Consider the following 25,310-nt stretch of genomic DNA (forward strand, 5'->3'; position numbering starts at 1 on the left):
GTACCTGGCGGACATGGCGTCAGACCCGGCCGTGGGCCTTCTGCGCCCGTCGCGACAGGGAGTCGATGACCACCGCCACCAGCAGCACCCCGCCCGTGATCATGAACTGCACGGATGCCTGGATGCCCAGCAGCGCGACGCCCGAGGCGATCGACTGGATGACCAGGACCCCGAGCAGCGCGGACCAGACCCTGCCGCGGCCGCCGAACAGGCTGGTGCCGCCGATGACCGCCGCCGCGATCACGTTCATCAGCAGGTTGCCGCCGCCGGAGGACTGGCCGGCCGAGGTGACCCGGGACGCCAGGAACAGCCCGCCGACCGCGGCCATCGTGCCCGAGACCGCGAACACCGAGATCCGCACCCACACCACTCCCAGGCCGGCCCGCCGGGCGGCGTCCACGCCACCGCCGATCGCGAAGATCATGCGCCCGTAGGTGGTTCGCCGCAGGACGTGGTCCAGGCCCACCAGGACGACGATGAACAGCAGCAGGGCGAGCGGCAGGCCCTGGAACCGGTTGAGCACGAACGCGGTGGCGAAGGCCGCCGCGCCGAGGACGGCGGTGCGCACGGCGATCCCGCCCCGCGACCGGGACGGCACTCCCGCCGCGACGCGGCGCCGGGCGTCGCGCAGGGAGACGAGGAGATAGCCGGCCGTGCCGAGCGCCGCCACCCCGTAGGCGACCGACACGTCGTGGAAGTAGTGGCCGGTGAGCATCGCCACCAGGCCCTCGTCGTCGAGGTTGATGGTGCCGCTCGTGCCCAGGACGTACAGCATCAGGCCGTTCCAGCCCAGCAGCCCGGCCAGGGTGACCACGAACGCCGGCACGCCGACCCGTGCGAAGAAGAACCCGTGCAGGGCCCCGATGGCCGCCCCCATGACCACGGCGAGCAGCACGGCGAGGCCCTCCGGCATGCCGTGGTGGACGTTCAGCACGGCGAAGACGGCCGCCGCGAGGCCGCTGACCGAACCCACCGACAGGTCGATCTCCCCGACCAGCAGGACGAAGACCACTCCCACGGCGATCAGCCCGGTGCCGACGATGTCCACGCTCAGGTTGGACAGGTTGCGGGGCGAGAGGAAGCTGTCGTCGAGGGCCACGAAGACGAGCCAGATCGACACCAGGCTCAGCAGGACCGGCAGCGAGCCGAGCTCACCGCTGCGCAGGCTCTCCCCGAACGTCCGCAGGTGCGGCGCCCGAGCGCCACCGCCACTCCCGTCACCGGCGCCTCTGCGGTCGCCGGCACCGCCCCCGCCACCACGGTCACGGGCGTCACCGCGGCCGCTCATCAGCCCGCCTCCCACTCGTGGGTGCCCCGCCGGGAGACGGCGTTGTCGGTGGCCCCGGTGATGGAGGAGATGATCTGCTCGTGGGAGGTCGTCGTCACGTCGAAGAACCCGTTGTTGCGGCCGAGGCGGAGGACCGCGATCCAGTCCGCGACGGCCTTGACGTCCCCCATGTTGTGGCTGATGAGCAGGACGCCCAGACCCCGTTCGCGCAACCGGTCGACGAGGTCGAGGACCTGCGCGGTCTGCTCGATGCCCAGCGCCGCGGTCGGCTCGTCGAGCAGGACGAGGCGCGGCTCGCCCAGCAGGGAGCGGGAGATGGCGACGGTCTGCCGCTGGCCGCCGGACAGCGAGGCGACGGGGACGCGCACGCTGGGCATCCGGATGGAGAAGGTGTCGAGCAGGCCGAGGGTGCGGCGCTCCATCTCCACCTCGTCCAGGACGCCGATCCGGTGGATCTCCCGGCCCAGGAAGAGGTTCCCCACGACGTCGAGGTTGTCGCACAGCGCCAGGTCCTGGTAGACGGTCGCGATGCCGAGCGCCTGCGCGTCGTGCGGCCGGGCGATGTGGACGGGGTGCCCGTCCCAGGCGATGACACCGCGATCGGCCGGGTCCACCCCTGCGACGACCTTGACGAGGGTGGACTTGCCGGCTCCGTTGTCACCCACCAGCGCGACGACCTCCCCGGCCCGGACCTCCAGGTCGATGCCGGCGAGCGCCCGCACCGCGCCGAACCGCTTGGAGATGCCCTTCAGCGCCAGCAGGGGCGGTGCAGCCATGTGAACCACGTCCTAGGGGGTCAGGCCGGCCCGTTCGCAGTCGGCGGCGAACTTGGGGACACAGATCTGTTCGACCGTGTACATCCCGTCCGCGATGACGGTGTCCTCGATGTCGGCGGCCGTCACGGCGATCGGTGTGAGCAGCACGGAAGGGATGTCGCGGGTGGTGGGACTGTCCACCGTGCCGGTGGCGACGCGGTTTGGCGCCTGGCCCCGGACGAGCGCGACGGCCATCTCCGCTGCCGCGCGGGCCTCCAGGCGGAACGGCTTGTAGACGCTCATGTACTGGTCGCCCGCGACGATCCGCTGGATTCCCGCGAGCTCCGCGTCCTGCCCGGTCACCGGCGGCAGCGGCCGGATCCCGGCCGACTTCAGGGCCGAGACGACCCCGGCGGCGAGGCCGTCGTTCGCGGAGTACACCCCGTCGATGTTGTCGGCGCCCAGGGAGGCGATGGCACCGGACATGTTGATGTGGGCGTTCACCGGGCGCCACTCGGCCGTGTCGTACGCCTTCCCGATGGTGACCTTGCCCCGGAGGGGGGCGAGCGCGCCCTTCTTGAACGACGCCGAGTTCGGGTCGGTGGCGGCACCGTTCATCATCACGATCTGCCCGCCCCGGGCGTCGTCGCCGAGGGCGCGCAGCAGCGCCTCGCCCTGGAGCCGCCCGACCTGCTCGCCGTCGAAGGAGACGTACGCGGAGACCGGGCCCTCCACGAGCCGGTCGTAGGCGACGACCTCGATGCCCGCCTCCCTCGCCCGTTCGACCGACGAGCGCAGCGACCGGGAGTCCACGGCGTCCAGGACCAGCACCCGGACCCCTTTGGTGATCATCGCGTCGACCTGCTGCTGCTGGGTCGCCACATCGGCCTGGGCACTGGCGAACTCCACCCGGCACTCGCGGCACAGCTCGGCGATCCGCCGCTCGATCAGGGGCCGGTCGAAGGTGTCGAAACGGTCGGTGTTGTCGGGGAGCAGCAGCCCGATCGACCGGCCGTCCCGGGCGACCCGCGTACCCGGCTCGCGTACTTCGGCGGCGTTCCCGCAGGCGGTGAGCCCGGCGGTGAGGGCCAGCCCGGCCGCCGCGAGGGCCGCGGGCACGGCCCGGCGACGGCGCCGCTCTCGCCTCCGGATCCGGTGCGGCTTGTCCATCGCGCTCACCTCACTCGTCCCTCCGCCCTCCGCCGCTCCGCTCACGCGGCGACAGGGCGACCTCGCACCACACCTGCTTGCCGCCGCCGAGCGGCACGGAGCCCCAGGCCGTCGACATCGCCTCGACGAGCAGGAGCCCCCGGCCGCCGGTGGCCTCCCAGTCCATGCCGGCGGACTTGACGGGGGCGCGGGGCGAGGCGTCGTTCACGGCGACGCGCAGCCGGTCCGCCGTCAGGGTCAGGTCGAGCCTCACCTCCCCCTGGGTGTGCGCGACGGCGTTCGTCACCAGTTCGGAGACCACCAGCAGCGCCACGTCCACCTCCTCGGTCACCCCCCAGGCGCGCAGGGTGCGGGCCGTGAAGCGCCGGGCGTGCATGACGGCGTCGGGCAGCCGCCACACCGCCCAGCGGGCGCGTAGCGGGCGGACCCGTGTCCCGTCGTAGCGCAGCAGCAGCACCGCCACGTCGTCGTCGCGCCGGCGGGTGCCCGCGACGAGTTCGTCGGCGACGCGCCCGGGATCGGCCGGGTCGGCCCCGCGCAGGACGCGGCAGACGGCGCGCATCCCGTCCTCCAGGGTCAGGCTCGCCGACTCCACCAGCCCGTCGGTGAGCAGCGCGATGAGCGCCCCGGGGGCGAGCCCGGCCTCGGTCAGCGGGAACTCGGCGTCCGCCATGACGCCCAGCGGGGGGCCGCCCTCGACCTCGATCGCCTCCGTGGTGCCGTCCGGCAGGCGCAGCAGCGGCGGCAGGTGCCCGGCCCGGACGATCCAGGCCAGACCCTCCTCCATGTCGAGGTCGACGTAGCAGCAGGTGGCGAAGAGGTCGGTCTCCATGCCGACGAGGAGCCGGTTGGCGTGGGCCACGACGACGTCGGGCGGGTGGCCCTCGACCGCGTAGGCGCGGATCGCGGTACGCATCTGTCCCATGATCGTGGCGGCGCCGGCGCTGTGCCCCTGGACGTCGCCGATGACCAGTGCCACGTGCCCGTCGGCGAGCGGGATGACGTCGTACCAGTCACCGCCCACCTCCAGGCCGACCGTCGCCGGCAGGTAACGGGCGACGGCCTCCCCGCCGTGCAGTTGGGGGAGCTTGCGGGGCAGGAGGCTGCGCTGGAGCATCGTGGCGAGTTCGTGCCCGGCGTTCAGGGCGTGGGCGCGGGTGAGGGCCTGGCCCACCAGGCCGGCGGTCGCCGTGAGCAGGGAGCGCTCCTCGGGGCCGAAGCGGTGCTCGCCGTCCCAGCCGACGAGGCACACGCCGACCATCCGGCCCTCCGCCGGCAGCGGCAGGACGGCGAGGCCGCCGGGTCCGATGCCGGCGAGGCCGGGTTCGAGGGGGGTGCCCGGCGGCCACAGGGCCACATGGCCCTCGCGCAGGGCGCCCTCCAGGGTGGGCAGCGTGTGGCAGGACGCGTCGGGCCACTCCGAGCGCCACTCGGAGCGCCACACCCCGGGCCAGGCGTCGGGGTCCGGCGGGTCGAGCAGCGTGACGACGAGCCGGTCGCCCTCCAGTTCGGCGACCGCGACGCGGCTGGCGGCGAGCGGGGCGCGCAAGGACTCGACGACCACCCTGCTGACGTCGCGGATGGTCGTGGCGCCGGCCAGCGCGGCGGACAGCCGCTGCACCAGGGACACCTCGTCGGGGGTGGGGCGCAGGTAGGAGGCGTCGCCCACCACTCCGAGGACGCGCTCGGGCCGTCCGTCGGCCGCCGGCAGGACGCGGCAGCGCAGCCCCAGCCAGCGCAGCTCGCCGCCCGGCCGGCGGACGCGGAACGCCAGCTGCCGGGGACCGGCCGCCCGGTCGGGTTCGACGATCGACATGAGCGCCGGGACGTCGTCCGGGACGGCGCACTCCAGGAGGGTCGTGACATGTCCGTCGAAGTCCGCGGGGGCCACCCCGAGGAGGTGCAGCACCTGCCCGTCCACGTCCATGCGGCCGGTCCGCAGGGTCAGCGCGAAGGTGCCGCCCCGCAGCGGCAGCAGGGCGGGGCCGGGTGAGCCGGTGTCGACGGGCGGGGCGATCCGGGCGGCGGCGGCCTCCAGGCCGGCCGCCGCCTGGTCGGCGTACAGCTCCAGGAAGGCCCGCTGATCGGCGTCGAAGCCGTCGCCGTCCTTGCGGACCACGAGCAGGCAGCCCAGCAGGAGCGGGTCGCCGCCCAGCGGGAGCGCGCCCAGCGACACCGGGCCGGCCGTCCCGTCGGGGGCGAGCTCTTCGGAGGTCAGCCACAGCGGGCGGCCCGCTCGGCAGGCGTCGGCCACCGCCGAGCGCCCGGAGAGGGCGTACGCCGGTGGCAGGTCGTACCGGCCGCGGGAGTCCCCGGCGACCTCGGCGAGCCGCAGCTCGTCGATGTCGTCGGACGGCACGTAGACAGCGGCGAACTCCACCCCGCAGGTCGCGAAGATCTGCCCGCTCAAGGGGTGCACCGCCTCCGTACCCGGGAAGTCATCAGCGTGCGGCGCCGTCCGTCGCCTCTTCCATGCTGCGCTTCCCGGGTACCTGCAGCCAGTCAGCCCGTCATCCGGCCGCGGGGAACCTGTCGGCGCGGACGTGCGGCATCGGGCTGCTGCAGACCCGGTAGGGGTCGCCGGCCGGGCGGGCGGCCGCGGTGACGCGTACGGTCAGCGGTCCCGCCCACTCGTAGCCGCGGCTCTCGCCGTGGCGGGCCAGGGCGTCGGTAAGGGCCTGCCCAACGTCCCCGCCGCCGTGCCGCAGCAGCTGGTCGTGGACGCCGGCCGCCAGCTCGACCTCGTACGCGTTCGGCACGACCACTCTGGTCCCGCTGCACACCACGGCGTGCTCGTCGCACTCGCGGCGCAGCGCGTCCAGCAGCTCGACCGGCTCGTGCCGGACCACCTTGGAGACCAGGGCGCTCTGCCAGCGCTCCAGGGCCCGTTCCCAGCGTGTCAGGGTTCCCTTCGCCATGTGCCCGCTCGCCCTCCTCGCCAGGTCGTCACCGCCGTCCGCGCAGCCGGCCCAGCAGTTGGCGGGCCTGGGCGCGCTTGCGCGGGTCGGCGGCGGCGCGGCGCGCCGAGGTCATCGCCCGCTGTCCCTGCGGACTGCGGGTGAACTGCTTGATGCGTGTGATGAGTCCGGACATGGAACCTCCTCCAGAGTGCCTAGGTCACGCCTACCCGGTCGCACCCCGACGATGTGTCGCCGGGCACATCAGGTCCCGCATGGTCTCGGCGGCGCGTACGGCGGCATCGGCGCAGCAGTTGTTGAACAGCACGTGCACCTGTGCGGCCCGGTCGGCCAGGGAGTGGAGCCGGGGGCGCCACTCCATCAGTTCGTCCGGCTCGTACGTGTGCCGGAACCGGTCCTCCTTCGTGCCGGTGCCCCAGGCGTCGCTGCGCCCGTGGAACCGGACCACCGCGAGGTCGCCGGAGGTGACCGGGGTGAGCGGGGGTATCGACGTGGGCAGGTCCTGGGCCATGTCCACGGCCACGGCCGCCGCGTCCAGGTCGGCGAGCAGGGCGGCGGTGCGGTCCCGCCGGGCCTCCCGCCACCAGTCGGGATGCCGGAACTCGACGGCCACGGGCCAGCCCTCGGCGCGCCGCCTGGTGCGGTGCAGGGCCGCCTCGGCCCGGGCGCCGGGGGCGAACCAGGGCGGGAACTGGAACAGCAGGGTGCCCAGGCGGTCGGCCTCCCGCAGGGGCCGCAGCGCCTCGCTGAAACGGTGCCAGATCTCGTCCAGGAGGCCGGGGTCACCGGTGTCGCGGTCGCGCAGGTCGGCGGGGAGGGTGGCCGTCCGGGTGGGGTGGCCGGTCAGCAGGGAGAACGCCTTGACGTCGAAGCGGAAGCCCGCGGGCGTGCGTTCGGCCCACAGGAGGCTGTTGCGCGCGCTGGGGAGGGCGTAGTACGTGGCGTCGACCTCCACCACGGGGAAGCGTTCGGCGTAGTGCCGCAGCCGCCCCTCGGCGTCGCGTCGCCCCGGCGGGTACCACCCGCTGCCCACAAGTGCCTTGTCCGTCCAGGAACATGTACCGATCAGGATGTCGCCCATGCCGTCCGCCTACCCCCGGACGGGCTTCCGCCACGACGCCAGCGAGGAACCGAATGACCGACGCCGACGACTCGGCCGCCTTCATGCTCCACCCGGGCGCGCCCCGATCCCCCGTGATCCTCCATGTCCCCCACTCCTCGCGGGTGGTGCCGGCCGCCGTCCGGGCGGGGATCGTCCTGGACGACCGCGCGCTGGAGGCGGAGCTGGACCACATCACCGACGCGTACACGGAGCGGATCGCCGGCGAGGCGGCGCGGGTGGCACCGGTGCGGCCCTGGCGGTTCGTCAACCGGCTGTCCCGCCTGGTCGTCGACCCCGAGCGCTTCCCCGACGAGCGCGAGGAGATGCTGGCGGTGGGCATGGGCGCGGTGTACCGCCGCACCACTCACCGCCAGGAGCTGCGCCCGGCGGACGCCGACGTCCGGCCGCTGATCGAGCGTTACTTCCACCCGTACGCGGAGGCCATGACGGCGGCGGTGGCCGGCCGGCTGGAGGCGACCGGGCGGGCCGTGGTCGTCGACGTCCACTCGTACCCGGAGAAGGCACTGCCGTACGAGCTCCACGGTGACGGGCCCCGTCCGCCGATCTGCCTGGGCACCGATTCCTTCCACACGCCCGGCCCGCTGCTCGACGCGGCGCGGCGGGCGTTCGCGGACTTCGGCACGGCGCTGGACAGTCCGTTCGCCGGGACGTACGTGCCGCTGCGGTACTACGGGCGGGACGCGCGCGTGGGCGCCCTCATGGTGGAGATCCGGCGCGACCTGTACGTCGACGAGCGGGGCGCCCCCCGCGCCGAGAGGGTCGACGCGCTCGCGGGGGCGCTGGCCGATCTCGTGGAGCGGCTCTCTTCCTGAGCGGGCCGGCCACGAGTCCTGTCGCGGCGACCCCGTGACCGCCTAGTCGCGGCGCAGGAGGACGAGTTCCCGGTTCATCTCGGTGAGGAACCGGACGACGACCGCCAGTTCCCCGGGCGTGAAGCGGCCGCGGGCCGTGTCGGTGCTCCGCGCCAGGGGCCGGAAGTAGTCCCTGGCCAGTTTCCTGCCCGCTTCCGCGTAGTGCAGGTGGACGACGCGGCGGTCGTCGGCGGCCCGGACACGGCGGATGTGGCCCGCCCTCTCCAGCCGGTCGAGGCACGCGGTGACCGCACCGGAGGTCAGGTTGAGCTGCCGGCGCAGCCGGCCCGGCGTCATGGGCTCGCCCGCGCCCTCGGCGTCCGCGTCGGCATCCGCGTCGGCGTCGAGGATCGCGATGAGGGCCTGCACGTCCGTGAGGTGCAGGCCCTGCGCCTGGGCGAACTCCTGGGCGATCCGGTTGAACTCGCCGTTCAACCGGCGCAGCAGGACGGCGAAGGACTGCAACCCGGTCGGGTCGTCGTCGGGAAGAGAGGGCAGGTGCGTGCCGGAACCGCTCATGGCTTCAGTATAAGATCACTCAATCATTGAGCTACTCGATGATTGAGATACTCCGTCGTCCTCCCATGGGGGTGCCCGTGAAAACCGCACAGCGACGAACCCGGTGGCTCGTGCCCGTCGTGCTGCTGCTCGTCTGGCTCGGGGTGGGGGGAGCGCTCGGGCCCTACGCGGGCAAGCTGGGCGAAGTCGCCACCAACGACCAGGCGGCCTTCCTGCCGCGCAGCGCGGAGTCCACCAAGGTGCTCGAAGCGCGCGAGGCGTTCGACCAGTCGGAGACCCTGCCCGCGATCGTGGTCTGGACGGCGGAGGGCGACCGGGTCACCGAGGCCCAGCAGGCCGCCGCGACCCGCGCCGTCACCGCTCTCGCCGGGCACGCCGGTGTCGTCGGCCGACCCTCGCCCGCCCTCCTCTCCGAGGACGGGCAGGCCCTGCAGGCCGTGGTCCAGCTGGAGCCGGACCTGGGTGAGGAGCTGCCCGCGACCCTCGACGCCGTGCGCCGGGCCGCCGACGGCGTGCCGGGCGCCGCCGCGCTCATCGCCGGCCCCGCCGCGAGCCAGGCCGACCTGTCGGACGCGTTCGCCGGGATCGACGGACTTCTCCTCGGGGTCGCGCTCGGCGCCGTGCTGGTGATCCTGCTGCTCGTCCACCGCAGCGTCCTGCTGCCGTTCCTGATCATCCTGGGCTCGGTGTTCGCGCTGGGCCTCGCGTGCGCCGTCGTCTACGCGCTCGCCGACCGGGACGTGGTGCGGGTGGACGGCCAGGTGCAGGGCATCCTCTCCATCCTGGTGATCGGTGCCGCCACCGACTACGCGCTGCTGCTGACCGCGCGCTTCCGCGAGGAGCTCGCCGTCCGCGACGACCGCGTCGCCGCCGCGGTGGCCGCGGTGCGCCGGTCGGCCGCGGCGATCACGGCCAGCGCCGCCACCGTGGCACTGGGCCTGCTGGCACTGCTGGCCAGCGATCTGACGAACAACCGGGCCCTCGGGCCGGTCGGTGCCATCGGCATCGTGTGCGCCGTGCTCTCCTCGCTCACCTTCCTGCCCGCCGTCCTGGCGCTGCTGGGCCGCACCGCCTTCTGGCCCTCCCGGCCCAAGCCCTCGGACGCGACCGTGGAGGGGCACGGCGTGTGGCACAAGGTCGCCGCGAAGGTGGACGCCCGGCCGCGCCGGACGTGGCTGGTGACCGCGCTGGCGCTCGGCGTCCTCGCGGCCTTCTCCCCGTCCCTGTCCTCCAAGGGCGTGCCGCTCGACGAGATCTTCGTGGGCGAGGCGTCCTCGGTCACCGCCCAGGAGACGCTCGGCGCCCACTTCCCCGGCGGTTCCGGCAACCCGGCCGTCATCATCGCCGACGCCGACCGTGCCCAGCGGGTGGCACAGGCGGCACGGGACACCGAGGGCGTGGCCACGGCCGGTGCGGTCTCCGCGTCCGGACGCCCCGGCGGGGGCCCGCCGCTGGTCGTCGACGGGCGGGTGCGCATCGACGCCACCCTGGAGGCCTCGGCGGACAGCGACGCCGCCAAGGACACCGTCGAGCGCCTGCGCGACGAGGTGCACGCGGTGCCCGGCGCGGACGCGCTGGTCGGCGGATACACGGCCCAGCAGTACGACACCCAGCGGACCGCCGCCCGGGACCGGGCCCTCATCGTCCCGGTCGTGCTCGGCATCATCCTGCTGATCCTGGTGCTGCTGCTGCGCTCGCTGCTGGTGCCCGTCCTGCTGGTGGCGACCGTGGGGCTCAACTTCCTCGCGACGCTCGGGGTGTCCGCCCTCGTCTTCGAGCACCTCCTCGGCTTCAGCGGCACGGACGCGTCGGTCCCGCTGTACGGGTTCGTGTTCCTGGTGGCGCTCGGCGTCGACTACAACATCTTCCTGATGTCCCGCGTCCGGGAGGAGTCCCTGGCGCACGGCCCCCGGCGGGGAGTGCTGCGCGGGCTCACCACGACCGGCGGGGTGATCACGTCGGCGGGCGTGGTCCTCGCGGCGACGTTCGCGGCCCTGATGGTCATCCCGCTGGCCTTCCTGCTCCAGATCGCGTTCATCGTGGCGTTCGGCGTCCTGCTCGACACCCTCGTGGTCCGCTCGCTCCTGGTCCCGGCGCTGGTCATCGACATCGGTCCGCGGGCATGGTGGCCCAGCTCCCTGAGCAGGGCCGGCGCCGGCGCAGCGGGACGGCCGGCGTAGCGGCGCGCCCGGTACGGGCCGCGGCGGCGGGAGGCGGAGATCGCGGACCACGCCCGCCGCCGGTCCGCGGCCCGGGGCGGGCGCCGGCCCGTGACGTACGAGGGGTTCACCCGCCTGGTCCAGCGGGCGACGGGGTGGGGTGAGCGGTCCCCGGCCTACGCCCGCCGCCACCCGGGCGGCTCCGTCCCGGCGCGGCCGGCACAGGCCGTGAAGGTGTGCACGATGCCCGTCTGCCACCCCGGCACGGGGGCGGCGCGCACCCCGGTGAAACCCGCCCGTCGCAGCCGGTCCGTGAACGCGGGGGCGGTGTCGAAGTCGAGGACGCTGCGCCACAGGTGGCGGTACAGGGCCCGGTCGCCGCCGACCGTGCCGGCCGGGACGATCACCGCCCGGCACACGGCCGTCCACAGGGCACGGTGCACGGGCGAGCCGCTGAGGCTGTAGTCGTGGACGACCAGCCGCCCGCCCGGCCGCAGCAACGCGCGTACGGAGGCCAGGACCCGGTCCGGGTCGGTCACGTTGCGGAACAGGTAGGCGGCGAACACCGCGTCGAACGGGCCCTCCCCGGCGCCTCCCACCTCCTCGGCGGTCAGGTGCAGGAAGCGCACCCGGGCGGGCCACCGCTTGGCGAGCGCGCGGTCGAGCATTCCGGACGAGGCGTCCACCCCGGTGACACGGGCCAGGGGCGCGGCCCGCAGGAGCGCCGCGGTGGACGCGCCGGTCCCGCAGCCCAGGTCGAGCACGTGCAGACCGGCCCCGTCGCGGGGCAGCCGCAGCCGTCGGGCGGAGCGGAGGAGGCCGGCGCGGTGGCCGGGATTGAGCGCGGTCAGCCGGTCGTAGCGGCGTGAGGCGTGGTCGAAGGCGCGTGCCAGGTCGCGGTCGTGGAGCAGGGTCATCGGGGCTTCTCTCCTCGCGGTGGGGACGGGCGGCGGCAGGACGGTGTTCCGGCTCCGGGCCGTCCGGGTGGTGGTCGCGGGCCGCCAGGACGGCGCGTGCGCCATGGGCGCCGCCCGGGGTCCGGGACGGACGGGAGGCCGGGCGCCGGTCCCGGGGCGGGGCGATGCGCCCCGTCCACCCCGTCTTCGGCATGCCGGCCGCCAACGGATGCGGGCCCACCCGCGGGTACGCCCCCACGCGCGGCCGGCCAGGACGCGATCAGCGGATGCGCTCGCGGGTGTCCTGTCGGAGGCTGGAGACATGACAGACCCACTCGTGCCTCCCGGGGAGACTCCCCCGGTCGAGGGTTCCACGGCCGAGGCTCACGAGGAACGCGCGGACGGCGGCATGTGGGAGCACCCGGGGATCTGGGTGTGGCTGATCGTCGCCGGCTCCGTGATCGTGGCGGGCTACTTCGTCGCGCGCGTCTTCTTCCTGTGAGTCACGCCCCACCCACCGTCCCCATACCGTCCCCCAGCGCGGCGCCGGGCCGCGCCGAAGGAGTTCAGCATGGCCAAGGAGAACATCAAGAAGGGTGACAAGGTGTCGTGGAAGAGCCACGGCCAGAACGTGACCGGGAAGGTGCGGAAGAAGATCACCGACCGGACCGAGGCGGCGGGCCGGACCGTCGACGCGTCGAAGGACGAGCCCCAGTACGAGGTGGAGAGCGACAAGTCGGGCCGCTCGGCCGTCCACAAGCCGAACGCCCTGCGCAAGAAGGGCAAGTCCTGAGGGGTCGGGCCCGGGCACGGTGACCGGCCGGGGCCCGGCGCGGAACCACCCCGCTCCGCCCTGCCGGGGCCGCACCGGCCGCCGCGTCCGGCACGGGGCGGCGGGCCGCGTCCGCCGGCCGCCCGTTGTCGCGCCGGGTGGGCGCCGTCACCGACCGCGCGCCCGCCCGGCGGCTGGGCGATTCCTGCACCACGGCCCGGCCGCCCGTACGTAGGCTGGTGGCGCGTCACCGTCCGGCTCCGGCGTACGACGCCGGGGCCGACCAGGCCACCTTTCCCAGGAGTTGACGTTGCGGATGCTGATCAACGTTCCCGAGACCGTTGTCGCCGACGCGCTGCGCGGGATGGCCGCGGCGCATCCCGAGCTCACCGTGGACGTGGAGAACCGGGTCGTCGTACGGCGGGACGCGCCCGTCGCCGGGAAGGTCGCGCTGGTGTCGGGGGGCGGGTCGGGGCACGAGCCGCTGCACGCCGGATTCGTCGGCCCCGGGATGCTGGCGGCGGCCTGTCCCGGTGAGGTGTTCACCTCCCCCGTGCCCGACCAGATGGTGCGCGCGGCGGCGGCCGTGGACAGCGGGCACGGGGTGCTGTTCGTGGTGAAGAACTACACGGGGGACGTACTGAACTTCGAGATGGCGGCCGAACTCGCCGAGGACGAGGGCGTGCGGGTCGCCAGGGTGCTGGTCGACGACGACGTGGCCGTCACCGACAGCACGTACACGGCGGGGCGGCGCGGCACCGGGGGCACCCTGTTCGTGGAGAAGATCGCCGGGGCCGCCGCCGAGGAGGGAGCGCCGCTGGAACGGGTGGAGGCGATCGCCCGGGAGGTGAACGCCCGCTGCCGGAGCTTCGGGGTGGCGCTCGGCTCCTGCACCACACCGGCCAAGGGCAGCCCGACCTTCGACCTGCCCCCGGGCGAGCTGGAGCTGGGCATCGGCATCCACGGTGAGCCCGGCCGGGAGCGGCGGCCGATGATGACCTCGGGAGAGATCGCCGACCTCGCGGTGGACGCGGTCCTGGAGGATTTGAGGCCGGGCGGCCCGGTGCTGGTGCTGGTGAACGGCATGGGGGCGACGCCGCTGCTGGAGCTGTACGGGTTCAACGCCGAGGTGCAGCGGGTGCTGGGCGAGCGGGGCGTGCCGGTGGCCAGGACCCTCGTCGGCTCCTACGTGACCTCGCTCGACATGGCCGGCTGCTCGGTGACCCTGTGCCAGGCGGACGAGGAGTTGCTGCGGCTGTGGGACGCGCCGGTGCGCACGGCCGCCCTGCAGTGGGGGGTGTGAGCGGCGTGATGCTCGACGCGGATTTCTTCCGGCGCTGGATGACCGGGATGGCGGCGGCCGTGGACCGGGAGGCGGACCGGCTCACCGAGCTGGACTCGGCGATCGGGGACGCCGACCACGGCGCCAACCTGCGACGCGGGTTCGCCGCGGTGGTCAAGGCCCTGGAGGAGGAGCCGTCCGGTACGCCGGGATCGCTGCTCGTGCTCGCGGGGCGGCAGCTGATCTCCACGGTCGGCGGCGCGTCGGGGCCGTTGTACGGCACGCTGCTGCGGCGCGCCGGCAAGGCGCTCGGCGACGCCGCCGAGGTCGCGCCCGTCCAGCTGGCCGAGGCGCTGCGCGTGGGCGTGGCCGCGGTGGCGCAGCTCGGCGGGGCGAAGGCCGGGGACAAGACGATGCTGGACGCGCTGGAGCCGGCGGTCGAGGCGCTGGCCGAGTCGCTCGGCGAGTCGTTCGCGGCGGCGGCGGACGCCGCGGACCAGGGCGCCCTGGCGACCGTACCCATGCGGGCCCGCAAGGGAAGGGCCGGCTATCTCGGGGAGCGCAGTGTGGGGCACCAGGATCCGGGCGCGGCGTCCGCGGCGCTGCTGGTCGCCACGCTGGCGGCGGCGCGGGGGGCACGGTGAGCGCGAAGGTGGGCATCGTGCTCGTCTCTCACAGCGCGGCGGTCGCCTCCTCGGTCGCCGAGCTGGCGCTGGGCCTCGCCGGCGGCGGGGGCACCGCTCCGGTCGCGGCGGCGGGCGGCACGGCCGACGGCGGGCTCGGTACCAGCGCGGAGCTGATCCAGCGGGCGGCGACGGCGGTCGACGGCGGGGCGGGCGTGGCGGTCCTGGTGGACCTGGGCAGCGCCGTGCTGACGGTGAAGGCCCTGCTCGCGGAGGGCGACGAGCTGCCCGGCGGCACGCGGCTGGTGGACGCGCCGTTCGTCGAGGGCGCGGTGGCGGCGGTGGTCACCGCGTCGGCGGGCGGGGATCTGGACGCGGTGGCGGCGGCCGCGTCGGAGGCGTACGGCTACCGCAAGGAGTGAGGCGCGCCCACGGGGTGGAGCCGGGCCGTGCGCCGACGCGCGGCTTGTGATGTACCTGGTCAACGCACTACTGTCGCAGGGCCTTGGTGTACGGGAAACCGGTGCGGTACCGGTGCGGCCCTCGCCACTGTGATCGGGAAGTCCGGCTCCACCCCCGGGGAACCACCTCGGGAAGCCACTGGAACGCCGCAGGAGACCGCGGGGTCCGGGAAGGCGGAGCCGCGGCGGCATGACCCGTCAGCCAGGAGACCGGCCAGGGCGCGTTGTCCATCCACGAGGTGCTGGAGAGGGTCTCCCCCAACATGCATATCGCCGAGGGCTATCTGCCCCCCGTGCACGCGGCCGCCTGGAGCGTCGCGGCCGCCCCCTTCGTCGTCCACGGCGTCCGTGCCCTGACCCGCGAGGTCAGGGCCAACCCCGAATCCACTCTCCTGCTCGGCGCGTCCGGTGCCTTCACTTTTGTCCTTTCCGCCCTGAAGCTCCCCTCGGTGACGGGCAGTTGTTCGCACCCGACCGGCACGGGGCTGGGCGCGATCCTCTTCCGGCCGCCGGTCATGGCGGTGCTGGGCACCATCACGCTGCTCTTCCAGGCACTGCTGCTGGCCCACGGCGGCCTGACGACCCTGGGCGCCAACGCGTTCTCCATGGCGATCGTCGGCCCGTGGGCGGGTTACGGGGCGTACCGCCTGCTGCGCCGCTGCGCCGCGCCGCTGATGGTGAGCGTGTTCTTCGGGGCCTTCGTCGCCGACCTGTCCACGTACTGCGTCACCAGCGTGCAGCTCGCGCTGGCCTTCCCCGACCCGGGCAGCGGTGTGGCCGGCGCGCTGGCGAAGTTCGGCGGGATCTTCGCGGTGACGCAGGTACCGCTGGCGGTCAGCGAGGGGCTGCTCACGGTGCTGGTGATGCGGCTGCTGATGCAGTCCAGCAAGGGCGATCTCGCCCGGCTCGGCGTCGTCTCCGTCCGGAAGGAGGCGGTGGCCCGATGAGCCGTAACGCCAGGATCAACACGCTGCTGCTGCTCGTGGTGGTCGCGCTCGCCGTCCTGCCGCTGGCGCTGGGGATGGGCGACCACAAGGAGGAGCCGTTCACGGGCGCGGACAGTCAGGCCGAGACGGCGATCACGGAGACGCACCCGGACTACGAGCCGTGGTTCAGCCCCCTGTACGAACCGCCGTCCGGTGAGATCGAGTCGGCGCTCTTCTCGCTCCAGGCCGCGCTGGGCGCCGGTGTGCTCGCGTACTACTTCGGCCTGCGGCGCGGGCGCCGGCAGGGGGAGGCCCGGGCGCAGGCCGCACCCCCCGCCGGGGACCGCCCGGACCCGGGCCTCCCGGACGCGAAACCCTCGGACGGCGGCGTTCCGGACGGTGAGGTTCCGGCGGCGCAGCCCTCGGACGCGGGACGTCCGGTCGCCAAGGCGGGCTCCGGTCCGGCCGGCACCGAGGCCGGTTCGCCCCGGACCCCGGCCTAGCCGCCGGTGCTGCCGATCGACGCGGCGGCGCACAGCAGTCGCTGGCGCCGCCGTCATCCGTGCGAGAAGGCCGTGCTGGGTTTCGGCCTGACGGCGCTGGCGGTGTGCCTGCCGCCCTGGCCGGGGGCCGTGCTGGTGGCCGCCGCGGCCCTCTCGGTGCTGCTGGGCCCGGCCGGGGTACCACCGCGGCAGTTGTGGCGGGCGTGGCGCATCCCGCTGGGGTTCTGCGTGACCGGTGCCGTGCCCCTGCTGTTCCAGGTGGGCGGGGCGGGCGGGCTCGTCACACTCGCCCCGGACGGGCCGTTGCACGCGGCGCGGCTGCTGCTGCGCACGTCGGCGGCCTCGCTGGGCGTGCTGCTGTTCGCGTTCACCACGCCGGTGTCCGACGTGCTGCCGCGACTGGTACGGGCGGGGGTGCCGGCCCCGGTGGTGGACGTCGCGCTCGTGATGTACCGGATCAGCTTCCTGCTGCTGGACGCCGTCCGCCGGATCCGGGAGGCGCAGGCGGCGCGGCTCGGACTGACCGGCCGGGCGGCCGCCTGGCGTTCCCTGGCGGGCCTGGGCGCGACGGCGTTCGTGCGCGCCTTCGACCGGGCCGCCCGGCTCCAGACGGGGCTGGCCGGACGCGGCTACGACGGCACGCTGCGGGTGCTGGTGCCGCGGACTGCGGTGTCCCGGCGGTTCCTGGGGGCGACGGGCGCGCTGCTCGCGGGGCTCGTCGCCCTCACCCTCGTACTCGAAAGGCTGCTGCCGTGAACCCTTCTGCCGTCGTGGAGCTCGTGGGCGCGGGATACGCCTACGAGGACGGGCCCGCCGTCCTGCGGGGCGTGGACTTCGCCGTGCCGGAGGGGCGGTCGATCGCGCTGCTCGGCCGCAACGGCAGCGGCAAGACGACGATGCTCCGGCTGCTGAGCGGCGGTCTGCGGTGCGGGAGCGGCCGGCTGCGCCTGGACGGGCGGGAGGTGTCGTACGACAGGGCGGGGCTGACCCGGCTGCGCACCACGGTGCAGCTGGTCGTGCAGGACCCGGACGACCAGTTGTTCGCGGCGTCGGTGGGCCAGGACGTGTCGTTCGGGCCGTTGAACCTGGGGCTGCCGGAGCCGGAGGTCCGGGAGCGGGTGCGCGAGGCCCTGGAGGCGCTGGACATCACGGCACTGGAGGACCGGCCGACCCACCTGCTGTCGTACGGCCAGCGCAAGCGGGCCGCGATAGCGGGCGCCGTCGCCATGCGCCCCCGGGTCCTCGTCCTGGACGAACCGACGGCCGGCCTCGATCCGCACGGCCAGGAGCGGCTGCTGGCCGTACTGGACCGGCTGCGCGCCTCGGGGACCACGGTCGTCATGGCGACGCACGACGTGGACCTGGCCCTGCGCTGGGCCGACGACGCGGCCGTCCTCACCCCGGACGGCCTGCGCACCGGGCCGGTCGCCGGCCTGCTCGCCGACCGGGCGCTGCTGGACGCGGCCGGGCTGCGGCGGCCCTGGGGCATGGCGGTGGCCCGGGTGCTGCGGGACCGGGGGCTGCTGGAGGACGACGCGCCGGGCCCGCGCACCGCGGAGGAGCTGGACGAGTGGGCGGCGGCGACGCGGGGGGCCTGAGGGGCCGCAGGGTGCGGGACGCAGGGTGCAGGGGACGCAGGGGGCGGGCGCTCCGGGGCGACGGTCCGGGGCGGCGACGGTCCAGACGGCGGCCTCGGCGCGCCACGTAGCGCAGGTCACCCTCCGATCGTTATGCAACTTGTTGCACAAGGGGTCGGGCGTCGTCTACAACTGGGGCGACGACACCGCGCGAGGAGGCGCCCCCATGACTGCGACCCCGACCCCGTACCCGCATCTGCTCCAGCCCCTGGACCTCGGGTTCACCACCCTGCCCAACCGGGTGCTCATGGGGTCGATGCACGTCGGGCTGGAGGAGGCCGAGAACGGGTTCGCGCGCATGGCCGCGTTCTACGCCGAGCGCGCCCGCGGCGGCGTCGGCCTGATCGTCACCGGCGGCATCGCGCCCAACGACGCGGGCCGGCCCTACGAGGGCGGGGCCAGGCTCACCACCGAGGAGGAGGCCGCGGAGCACCGCGTCGTGACGGACGCGGTGCACGCGGCCGGCGGGCGGATCGCCATGCAGATCCTGCACTTCGGGCGGTACGCCTACCACCGCGACCTGGTCGCCCCGAGCGCCCTCCAGGCGCCGATCAGCCCCTTCGTGCCGAACGAGCTGACCGACGCCGAGATCGAGCGGACGATCGAGGACTACGTCCGGGCGGCGGAGCTGGCGAGGTCGGCCGGCTACGACGGCGTGGAGATCATGGGCTCCGAGGGCTACCTGATCAACGAGTTCATCGCCGCGGCGACCAACCGGCGCGAGGACCGCTGGGGCGGCAGCTACGAGAACCGGGTCCGCTTCCCGCTGGAGATCGTCCGCCGCACCCGGGAGCGGGTCGGCGAGGACTTCATCCTCATCTACCGGCTCTCCATGCTGGACCTGGTGCCGGGCGGCTCCACCCTGGAGGAGGTCGTCGCCCTCGCCAAGGAGATCGAGGCGGCCGGCGCCACAATGATCAACACGGGGATCGGCTGGCACGAGGCCCGCATCCCCACCATCGCGACCTCGGTGCCGCGCGGCGCGTACACCTGGGTCACCAAGCGGCTCATGGGCGCGGTGTCCGTCCCGCTGATCACCAGCAACCGCGTCAACACCCCCGAGGTCGCCGAGGCGATCCTGGCCGAGGGACGCGCGGACATGGTCTCCATGGCCCGTCCCTTCCTCGCCGACCCCGAGTTCGTGGCCAAGGCGGCCGACGGCCGGCCGGAGACCATCAACACCTGCATCGGCTGCAACCAGGCGTGCCTGGACCACACCTTCAGCGGGAAGATCACCTCCTGCCTGGTCAACCCCCGCGCCTGCCACGAGACCGAGCTGGTCCTCTCCCCCACCCGGCTGCGCAAGCGGATCGCCGTCGTCGGCGCGGGCCCGGCCGGACTCGCCTGTTCCGTCTCGGCCGCCGAACGCGGCCACGACGTCACGCTGTTCGACGCGGCGGACGAGATCGGCGGACAGCTGAACGTCGCCCGGCGCGTACCGGGCAAGGAGGAGTTCGACGAGACGCTGCGCTACTTCCGCACGCAACTGGCGCTGCGCGGCGTGGAGGTGAGGCTCGGTACGTACGCCACCGCCGAGCTGCTGGGCGGTTACGACGAGGTGGTGGTCGCGACCGGGGTCACCCCGCGCACGCCCGCGATCGAGGGCGTCGACCACCCGTCCGTGGTCAGCTACCTGGACGTGCTGCGCGACGGGGCGCCGGTCGGCGAGCGGGTCGCGGTCATCGGGGCGGGCGGGATCGGCTTCGACGTGGCGGAGTTCCTGACGGACGGCGGGGAGGGCGCGAGCCGGGACGCCGAGACGTACTTCCGGCAGTGGGGCGTCGACACGTCGTACGCGGGGCGCGGCGGGCTGCGCGCGCCGGAGCGGCCGAAGCCGCCGCGCACCGTGCACCTGCTCCAGCGCAAGGCGTCCAAGGTGGGCGCCGGGCTCGGCAAGACGACGGGCTGGATCCACCGCACCGAGCTGAAGCACCGGGGCGTGACCATGGTCGCGGGCGCGACGTACGAGCGGATCGACGACGAGGGCCTGCACATCACCGTGGACGGCGAGGCCCGCACCGTACCGGTGGACACCGTGGTGCTGTGCACCGGCCAGGAGCCGCGGCGCGACCTGTACGAGGAGCTCGTGGCGGCGGGGGCGTCGGTCCACCTCATCGGCGGGGCCGACGTGGCGGCGGAGCTGGACGCCAAGCGTGCCATCGACCAGGGAACGCGACTGGCGGCCGTCCTGTGACCGTCCCGCCTCCCTAGGATGCGGTCATGTCACTCCCGCACGCGATCCTCACCGCTCTGCTCGAGAAGCCGTCCTCGGGTCTGGAGCTGACCAGGCGCTTCGACCGGTCGATCGGCTACTTCTGGTCGGCGACGCACCAGCAGATCTATCGCGAGCTGGGGAAGCTGGAGCAGGCGGGGCACATCCGCGCCCTGCCGGCCCCGGTCCCCTCCCGGGGGCAGAAGAAGGAGTACGAGGTGCTCCCCGCCGGCCGCGCGGAGCTGACCGACTGGGTACGGCGCGCCGAGGACCCCAAGCCGATCCGGGACGCCCTGCTGCTGCGGCTGCGGGCGGCGGCGGTGGTGGGGACGGAGGGCTTCGCCGACGAGCTGCGCCGCCACCTCGCGCTGCACCGGACCCAGCTGGACGAGTACCGGGACATGGAGGACCGGCAGTTCCCGCCGGAACGCCGCACCGCGGAGGCGGACCGGCTGCGGCACCTGGTGCTGCGCGGGGGCATCGAGCTGGAGCGGTTCTGGACGGCGTGGCTGACGGAGGCGCTGGCGGAGTTCGACGGCCGGGATGGCCCCACAAATTGTTAACGGTAATCATTTTCATGTAGCGTGGCGGCCATCGCACCGACGACGGAGGTTCCCCGGTCATGGCCGTACCCAAGCGGAAGATGTCCCGCTCCAACACCCGCCACCGCCGCGCCCAGTGGAAGGCGTCCACCCCCCAGCTGGTACCCGTCACGGTGGACGGAACCGTGTACCAGGTGCCGCAGCGCCTGGTGAAGGCGTACGAGCGCGGCCTGATCCACCCGGCGGGCTGAGCCGGCGAGGGCTCACGGCTGCGGCTTGCGGCTGCTGCTTGCGGCTGCTGCGGCTTGCGGATACGGCGGTGAACGGCCCTGCTTCACGCGGGCCGTTCACCGGTTGCCGGAGCGGGGGACGCGTGCTGTCCTGGAAGGAGGCAGGGTCGGCCACGGGCCGCGCCCCCCCAGTGACACACCGCACCCCACGGAGGGCACGCCATGTTGCCCAATGACGGAAAACTGACCGGCGAACAGCGGCAGGCCGTCGAGGAGGCCGCCTCCTACCTCGACAGGGCGTTCGAGGAAGCCCGGGCCCGCCTGGCCACGGCGGACGTGCGGTTCGACGGGCCCCGACCCTTCTGCCTGGCCGACGGCTGCCACTGCGAGGCATGGGAGCCCAACACGCAGCCGTGGCGCATCGAATGCGAGAACTGTCCGCATCCCTTCTCGCGGCACTACGTCTACTGACTCCGCGCGTGGCCCGCCCTCCCCGCTCGCCACGCGGTCGGACCCCCACGCGCGCCACGCCGCTCAGGCGCCGACACGCTCACGCGCCGGCCTTCCGCCAGGCCGACTCGCGCAGCAGCCGCAGGCCGTTGAGGCCGACGAGGACCGTGGAACCCTCGTGACCCGCCACCCCGAGGGGCAGCGGCAGGTGGCCGGCGAGGTCCCAGACCACCAGGGCGCCGATGCACCCGCCCGCGATCACCAGGTTCTGCACGACGAGCCGCCTGGCGCGCCGCGAGAGGGCCACGACGGCGGGGACGGTGGCCAGTTCGTCGCGCACGACGACGGCGTCGGCGGTCTCCAGGGCGAGGTCGGACCCGGCCCGGCCCATCGCGACGCCGGTGTGCGCGGCGGCGAGCGCGGGCGCGTCGTTGACGCCGTCACCGACCACGAGGGTGCGCAGGCCGGCGCTTTCCCACTCCCGTACGGCCGCGACCTTGTCCTCGGGCAGCAGCCCCGCCCGTACGTCGGTGATCCCGGCGTCGGCGGCGACGCGGCGCGCCGCGCGGTCGTTGTCGCCGGTCAGGAGCACCGGGCCGGTGCCGCTGAGCCGGGCCAGCGCGGCGACGGCGGACGCGGCCCCGTCGCGCAGCCGGTCGGCGACGCCGAGAACGGCGGCGGGCGCGCCGTCGACGGTCACCACGACGGCCGTCCGGCCGGCGGCCTCCAGCTCCCGGACGGCGGGCCACGGTTCGGCGGGGCGGCCCACCGTGACCTCGCGTCCCTCGACCAGGGCGCGCACGCCCCGCCCGGGGGTGGACGAGAACTCGGTGGCGCGGGGCACCGGCAGGCCCCGTTCACGGGCGGCGGCCACCACCGCGCGCGCCAGCGGGTGTTCGCTCGGCAGCTCGGCACCGGCGGCCAGGGCGAGGACCTCCGCCTCCGCCAGGGCCCCGGTCAGCCGTACCGCGTCGACCCGGGGCGTGCCCTCGGTCAGCGTGCCGGTCTTGTCGAGCGCCACCCGGTCCACCTGGCCCAGCCGTTCCATCACCACGGCCGACTTGACCAGGACGCCGTGCCGGCCGGCGTTGGCGATCGCCGAGAGCAGCGGCGGCATGGTGGCGAGGACCACCGCGCAGGGCGACGCCACGATCATGAACGTCATGGCCCGCAGCAGCGTCTCGGTGAGGTCCGCCCCGAAGGCGAGCGGCACGGCGAACAGGGCGAGGGTGGCGACCACGACGCCGACGGAGTAGCGCTGCTCGATCCTCTCGATGAGCAGCTGGGTGGGGGCCTTGGTGGCGCTGGCCTCCTCCACCATGGCGACGATCCGGGCGATGACCGACCCGGAGGCGTCCTTCCCGACCCGTACGCGCAGCGCCCCGGTGCCGTTGAGGGTGCCCGCGAAGACCTCGTCGCCGGGCGCCTTGGGGACCGGCAGCGGCTCGCCGGTGATGGTGGCCTGGTCGACCTCGCTCGCGCCGTCCAGGACGGTGCCGTCCGCCGGCAGCCGCTCCCCCGGCCGTACGAGGACGGTGTCCCCGACCCGCAGGTCCGCCACCTCCACCGGCTCCTCGCCGCCGGCCGTCAGCCGGACGGCCGTGGCGGGCGCCAGGTCCAGCAGGCCCCGCACGGAGTCGGCGGTGCGCCGGGTGGCGAGCGCCTCCAGGGCGCCGGAGACGGCGAAGATGACGATGAGCAGCCCGCCGTCCAGGTACTGCCCGATCGCGGCGGCGCCGACGGCGGCGACCACCATCAGCAGGTCGACGTCGAGGGACTTCTCCCGCAGGGCGCACAGTCCCGCCCAGCCGGGCTCCCAGCCCCCGGCGACGTAGCAGACGGCGTACAGCGGGCCCCAGGCCCACGCCGGCGCCCCGGCCAGGTCGAGCGGCAGCGCGGCGAGGAAGGCCGCGGCGGACAGCGCGGCCCAGCGGACCTCCGGCAGGGCGAACACCCTGGTCCGTCGGGGTGGCGGGGCGGCATCGGCGGGCGTGGCCGCGAGCCTGGCGTCGAGCACCGGGGAAGCCATGGGCGTGCACCTCTTCACGGAGCGGGCGGGAACGGCACCACCATAGCGGAACACATGAAGATCTCTTCATTCATGCCACCGTACGCGCGGTTACGATGACCCGCATGGGACACGGAGCGAACGGTGAGACGACCCCGGCGGCACGCCTGGACGCGGAGTCCGCGGCCACCATCGCCGCCACGCTCCAGGCCCTCGCCACCCCGTCCCGGCTGATGATCCTCACCCGGTTGCGCCAGGGACCGTGCGGGGTGACGGAACTGGCCGAATCGGTCGCCATGGAGCAGTCGGCCGTCTCGCACCAGCTGCGGCTCCTGCGCGCGCTGAGCCTGGTCACCGGCACGCGCCAGGGCCGGCGCATCGAGTACAGCCTCTACGACAACCACGTCGCCCAGCTCCTCGACGAAGCCGTGTACCACATCGAGCACCTCCGTCTCGGAGCGCGTGATCTTCCCCAACCCACCGTGGATACTGGTCAGTCGTAGACCGACGACGCGAAGGGGCTCGCATGGCCGACGGGTTGGGTACGAGGCGCGGGGCACGGCACGCCGTGGTCATCGGCGGGAGCATCGCGGGACTGCTGGCGGCACGGGTGCTGGCCGAGCACGCGGAGCGGGTCACCGTCGTCGAGCGCGACCGCTTCCCCGACGAACCCGAGCACCGCGCGGGGGTGCCGCAGGGGCGGCACACGCACGTCCTGCTGGAGGGCGGGCAACTGGCCCTGGAGCAGCTGCTGCCCGGCGTGACGGCGGAGCTGCGGGACCAGGGGGCGCCGCGGCTGGGGATGCCGGGCGACATGGTGCAGTGGCAGGGCGGCCGGTGGTTCCGCCGCACCGCCAGCACGTCCTACCTCTACACCGGTGCCAGGCCCCGGCTGGAACACCTCGTCCGGCGGCGCGTCCTGGCGGATCCGCGGATCGGGACGGTGGAGGGCGCGGACGCCGTCGGGCTGCTCGGTGACGCCACGCGCGTGCGCGGGGTGCTGGTGCGCGAGCGCGGCGCGGGGGGCGAACCCCGGCCTCTGGAGGCGGACCTGGTGGTGGACGCGTCGGGCCGCGGTTCGCAGGCGCCCCAGTGGCTGTCCGCGATCGGCGCCGAGCCGCCGCACGAGGAGACCATCGAGACCGGCCTCGCGTACGCGACGGGCGTGTACCGGGACGGCTCGGACGGCACTCTGGCCGACTGCCTCGGCTACTACATCGTTCCCAACGCCTCGCAGACGTACGGCGGCGGGGCGCTGCCCATCGAGGACGGGCGCTTCCTGGTCACCCTGTCGGGGCTGCGCGGCGACGAACCGCCCACGGACGGCGACGCGTTCGTCGAGTACGCGAAGCGGCTCCCGCACCCGATCGTGCACGACTGGCTGACCCGGGCGCACCCCGAGTCCACCGTGCGGAGCTTCCGCCGGACGGCCAACGTGCGGCGGCGCTACGACCGGCCGGGGCGCCGCCCGGCGGGCTTCCTCGCCACCGGGGACGCGCTGTGCACGTTCAACCCGATCTACGGGCAGGGCATGGCGGTCGCCGCGATGAGCGCCGTGGCGCTGCGCGACGCGCTGGCGGACCCGCGCAGGACGCCGACGACGCTGCGCGTACAGCGTGCCCTGTGCCGGGCGTCCGCGCAGGCCTGGGACATCTCCGCCGGGTCCGACCGCACGATGCCGGGCGCCGTCGGGAACGCGCTGCGGGCCGGCCCCCTGGACCGGCCCGCCGCGTGGTACCTGGAGCGGGTGCAGGAGCGGTACACCGGTGACCCCGTCGTGGGGCGCGCCTTCCGCTCCGTGCTGACGCTCACGAAGCCGCTGTCCGCCCTGTTCGCCCCGCGGGTCGCCCGCGCGGTGCTGTTCTCGCCGGTGCCGCCGTCCCCGGCGGAGCCACCACTGCGGGCGGAGCGCACGACGGAGGCCACGGACACCGACGCCCCCGGAGGCGGCACCGGCTGACCCCGTGCCGGTGCCGGCCCGGCCC

The 25,310-nt window shown here is 74.5% G+C and carries 27 protein-coding genes and 1 riboswitch; of the genes, 17 read left to right on the forward strand and 10 right to left on the reverse strand.

The features are described 5' to 3' along the window. Positions 1-19: 19 nt before the first annotated feature. The 7 genes from IE109_RS13950 to IE109_RS13980 all read right to left on the reverse strand — a co-directional run bounded on the left by IE109_RS13950 (position 20) and on the right by IE109_RS13980 (position 7,212). Positions 20-1,288 (reverse strand): sugar ABC transporter permease, encoded by a 1,269-nt coding sequence (locus IE109_RS13950; RefSeq protein ID WP_189551148.1) that lies wholly within the window; start codon positions 1,286-1,288, stop codon positions 20-22. Beyond that, positions 1,288-2,073: an ATP-binding cassette domain-containing protein gene (locus tag IE109_RS13955; protein ID WP_189551149.1), complete on the reverse strand. Its 786-nt coding sequence runs from the start codon at positions 2,071-2,073 to the stop codon at positions 1,288-1,290. The genes IE109_RS13950 and IE109_RS13955 overlap by 1 nt, the downstream gene beginning before the upstream one ends. 3 nt (positions 2,074-2,076) lie before the next feature. Beyond that, positions 2,077-3,213, reverse strand: a complete 1,137-nt coding sequence (locus IE109_RS13960) for a sugar ABC transporter substrate-binding protein (protein ID WP_189551150.1) — start codon at positions 3,211-3,213, stop codon at positions 2,077-2,079. Positions 3,214-3,223: 10 nt separating this feature from the next. Beyond that, the gene (locus IE109_RS13965; protein ID WP_189551151.1) at positions 3,224-5,623 is read right to left on the reverse strand and encodes a SpoIIE family protein phosphatase; all 2,400 of its coding nucleotides are present in this window, start codon (positions 5,621-5,623) and stop codon (positions 3,224-3,226) included. Between the two features lie 100 nt (positions 5,624-5,723). Then, the gene (locus IE109_RS13970) at positions 5,724-6,131 is read right to left on the reverse strand and encodes a DUF3662 domain-containing protein (protein WP_189551152.1); all 408 of its coding nucleotides are present in this window, start codon (positions 6,129-6,131) and stop codon (positions 5,724-5,726) included. A gap of 28 nt (positions 6,132-6,159) precedes the next feature. Further along, complete coding sequence (locus IE109_RS13975) at positions 6,160-6,306, reverse strand: hypothetical protein (RefSeq protein ID WP_189551153.1); 147 nt, start codon at positions 6,304-6,306, stop codon at positions 6,160-6,162. 30 nt (positions 6,307-6,336) lie between these two features. Further along, complete coding sequence (locus IE109_RS13980) at positions 6,337-7,212, reverse strand: DUF72 domain-containing protein (protein ID WP_189551154.1); 876 nt, start codon at positions 7,210-7,212, stop codon at positions 6,337-6,339. Positions 7,213-7,265: 53 nt separating this feature from the next. Here IE109_RS13980 and IE109_RS13985 point away from each other — a divergent pair, with 53 nt between their 5' ends. Further along, positions 7,266-8,066 carry an N-formylglutamate amidohydrolase gene (locus tag IE109_RS13985; protein WP_189551155.1) on the forward strand — a complete coding sequence of 267 codons (801 nt, stop codon included), beginning with the start codon at positions 7,266-7,268 and terminating at the stop codon, positions 8,064-8,066. 42 nt (positions 8,067-8,108) lie between these two features. Here the strand turns inward: IE109_RS13985 and IE109_RS13990 are convergent, their stop codons facing one another. After that, positions 8,109-8,624 carry a MarR family transcriptional regulator gene (locus IE109_RS13990; protein WP_189551156.1) on the reverse strand — a complete coding sequence of 172 codons (516 nt, stop codon included), beginning with the start codon at positions 8,622-8,624 and terminating at the stop codon, positions 8,109-8,111. A gap of 77 nt (positions 8,625-8,701) precedes the next feature. Here IE109_RS13990 and IE109_RS13995 point away from each other — a divergent pair, with 77 nt between their 5' ends. Then, the gene (locus IE109_RS13995; protein WP_229891003.1) at positions 8,702-10,804 is read left to right on the forward strand and encodes an MMPL family transporter; all 2,103 of its coding nucleotides are present in this window, start codon (positions 8,702-8,704) and stop codon (positions 10,802-10,804) included. 155 nt (positions 10,805-10,959) lie between these two features. Here IE109_RS13995 and IE109_RS14000 read toward each other — a convergent pair whose 3' ends face one another. Continuing rightward, positions 10,960-11,700: a class I SAM-dependent methyltransferase gene (locus tag IE109_RS14000; protein ID WP_189551158.1), complete on the reverse strand. Its 741-nt coding sequence runs from the start codon at positions 11,698-11,700 to the stop codon at positions 10,960-10,962. A gap of 301 nt (positions 11,701-12,001) precedes the next feature. Between IE109_RS14000 and IE109_RS14005 the strand changes: the two genes are divergently transcribed. From IE109_RS14005 to IE109_RS14065, 13 genes are all read left to right on the forward strand, one after another. After that, on the forward strand, positions 12,002-12,181 hold the full coding sequence (locus IE109_RS14005; RefSeq protein ID WP_189551159.1) for a DUF6480 family protein: 180 nt from the start codon (positions 12,002-12,004) through the stop codon (positions 12,179-12,181). A 69-nt stretch (positions 12,182-12,250) separates the two neighbouring features. Next, positions 12,251-12,472, forward strand: a complete 222-nt coding sequence (locus IE109_RS14010) for a hypervirulence associated TUDOR domain-containing protein (RefSeq protein WP_189551160.1) — start codon at positions 12,251-12,253, stop codon at positions 12,470-12,472. 295 nt (positions 12,473-12,767) lie between these two features. Continuing rightward, on the forward strand, positions 12,768-13,754 hold the full coding sequence (dhaK, locus tag IE109_RS14015; protein ID WP_189551161.1) for a dihydroxyacetone kinase subunit DhaK: 987 nt from the start codon (positions 12,768-12,770) through the stop codon (positions 13,752-13,754). Positions 13,755-13,762: 8 nt separating this feature from the next. Continuing rightward, positions 13,763-14,377, forward strand: coding sequence for a dihydroxyacetone kinase subunit DhaL (gene dhaL / locus IE109_RS14020; protein ID WP_189551308.1), 615 nt, complete (start codon positions 13,763-13,765; stop codon positions 14,375-14,377). Next, positions 14,374-14,778: a PTS-dependent dihydroxyacetone kinase phosphotransferase subunit DhaM gene (locus IE109_RS14025; protein ID WP_189551162.1), complete on the forward strand. Its 405-nt coding sequence runs from the start codon at positions 14,374-14,376 to the stop codon at positions 14,776-14,778. Before dhaL ends, IE109_RS14025 begins: the two co-directional genes overlap by 4 nt. Before the next feature lie 67 nt (positions 14,779-14,845). Next, positions 14,846-15,050, forward strand: a riboswitch (cobalamin riboswitch). Between the two features lie 30 nt (positions 15,051-15,080). Further along, positions 15,081-15,764, forward strand: a complete 684-nt coding sequence (locus IE109_RS14030; protein ID WP_189551163.1) for an energy-coupling factor ABC transporter permease — start codon at positions 15,081-15,083, stop codon at positions 15,762-15,764. Then, positions 15,761-16,246, forward strand: coding sequence for an energy-coupling factor ABC transporter substrate-binding protein (locus IE109_RS14035; RefSeq protein ID WP_189551164.1), 486 nt, complete (start codon positions 15,761-15,763; stop codon positions 16,244-16,246). The genes IE109_RS14030 and IE109_RS14035 overlap by 4 nt, the downstream gene beginning before the upstream one ends. Before the next feature lie 6 nt (positions 16,247-16,252). Beyond that, complete coding sequence (gene cbiQ / locus IE109_RS14040) at positions 16,253-17,002, forward strand: cobalt ECF transporter T component CbiQ (RefSeq protein ID WP_189551165.1); 750 nt, start codon at positions 16,253-16,255, stop codon at positions 17,000-17,002. Beyond that, positions 16,999-17,844, forward strand: coding sequence for an energy-coupling factor ABC transporter ATP-binding protein (locus tag IE109_RS14045; protein WP_189551166.1), 846 nt, complete (start codon positions 16,999-17,001; stop codon positions 17,842-17,844). Before cbiQ ends, IE109_RS14045 begins: the two co-directional genes overlap by 4 nt. A gap of 205 nt (positions 17,845-18,049) precedes the next feature. Further along, positions 18,050-20,077, forward strand: a complete 2,028-nt coding sequence (locus tag IE109_RS14050; protein ID WP_189551167.1) for an NADPH-dependent 2,4-dienoyl-CoA reductase — start codon at positions 18,050-18,052, stop codon at positions 20,075-20,077. 26 nt (positions 20,078-20,103) lie between these two features. Further along, on the forward strand, positions 20,104-20,658 hold the full coding sequence (locus IE109_RS14055) for a PadR family transcriptional regulator (protein WP_189551168.1): 555 nt from the start codon (positions 20,104-20,106) through the stop codon (positions 20,656-20,658). Between the two features lie 59 nt (positions 20,659-20,717). Next, positions 20,718-20,888, forward strand: a complete 171-nt coding sequence (gene rpmF / locus IE109_RS14060) for a 50S ribosomal protein L32 (RefSeq protein WP_189551169.1) — start codon at positions 20,718-20,720, stop codon at positions 20,886-20,888. A 201-nt stretch (positions 20,889-21,089) separates the two neighbouring features. Then, positions 21,090-21,338, forward strand: coding sequence for a hypothetical protein (locus IE109_RS14065; protein ID WP_189551170.1), 249 nt, complete (start codon positions 21,090-21,092; stop codon positions 21,336-21,338). A gap of 79 nt (positions 21,339-21,417) precedes the next feature. Here the strand turns inward: IE109_RS14065 and IE109_RS14070 are convergent, their stop codons facing one another. After that, on the reverse strand, positions 21,418-23,346 hold the full coding sequence (locus tag IE109_RS14070) for a heavy metal translocating P-type ATPase (protein ID WP_189551171.1): 1,929 nt from the start codon (positions 23,344-23,346) through the stop codon (positions 21,418-21,420). A 104-nt stretch (positions 23,347-23,450) separates the two neighbouring features. Between IE109_RS14070 and IE109_RS14075 the strand changes: the two genes are divergently transcribed. Both IE109_RS14075 and IE109_RS14080 read left to right on the forward strand, forming a co-directional pair. Continuing rightward, positions 23,451-23,828, forward strand: coding sequence for an ArsR/SmtB family transcription factor (locus IE109_RS14075; protein ID WP_189551172.1), 378 nt, complete (start codon positions 23,451-23,453; stop codon positions 23,826-23,828). A 23-nt stretch (positions 23,829-23,851) separates the two neighbouring features. Then, positions 23,852-25,285 carry an FAD-dependent oxidoreductase gene (locus tag IE109_RS14080; protein WP_189551173.1) on the forward strand — a complete coding sequence of 478 codons (1,434 nt, stop codon included), beginning with the start codon at positions 23,852-23,854 and terminating at the stop codon, positions 25,283-25,285. Positions 25,286-25,310 lie beyond the last annotated feature (25 nt).

It is taken from the genome of Streptomyces lavendofoliae, assembly GCF_014649735.1.
GTDB classification, from domain to species: Bacteria; Actinomycetota; Actinomycetes; order Streptomycetales; family Streptomycetaceae; genus Streptomyces; species Streptomyces lavendofoliae.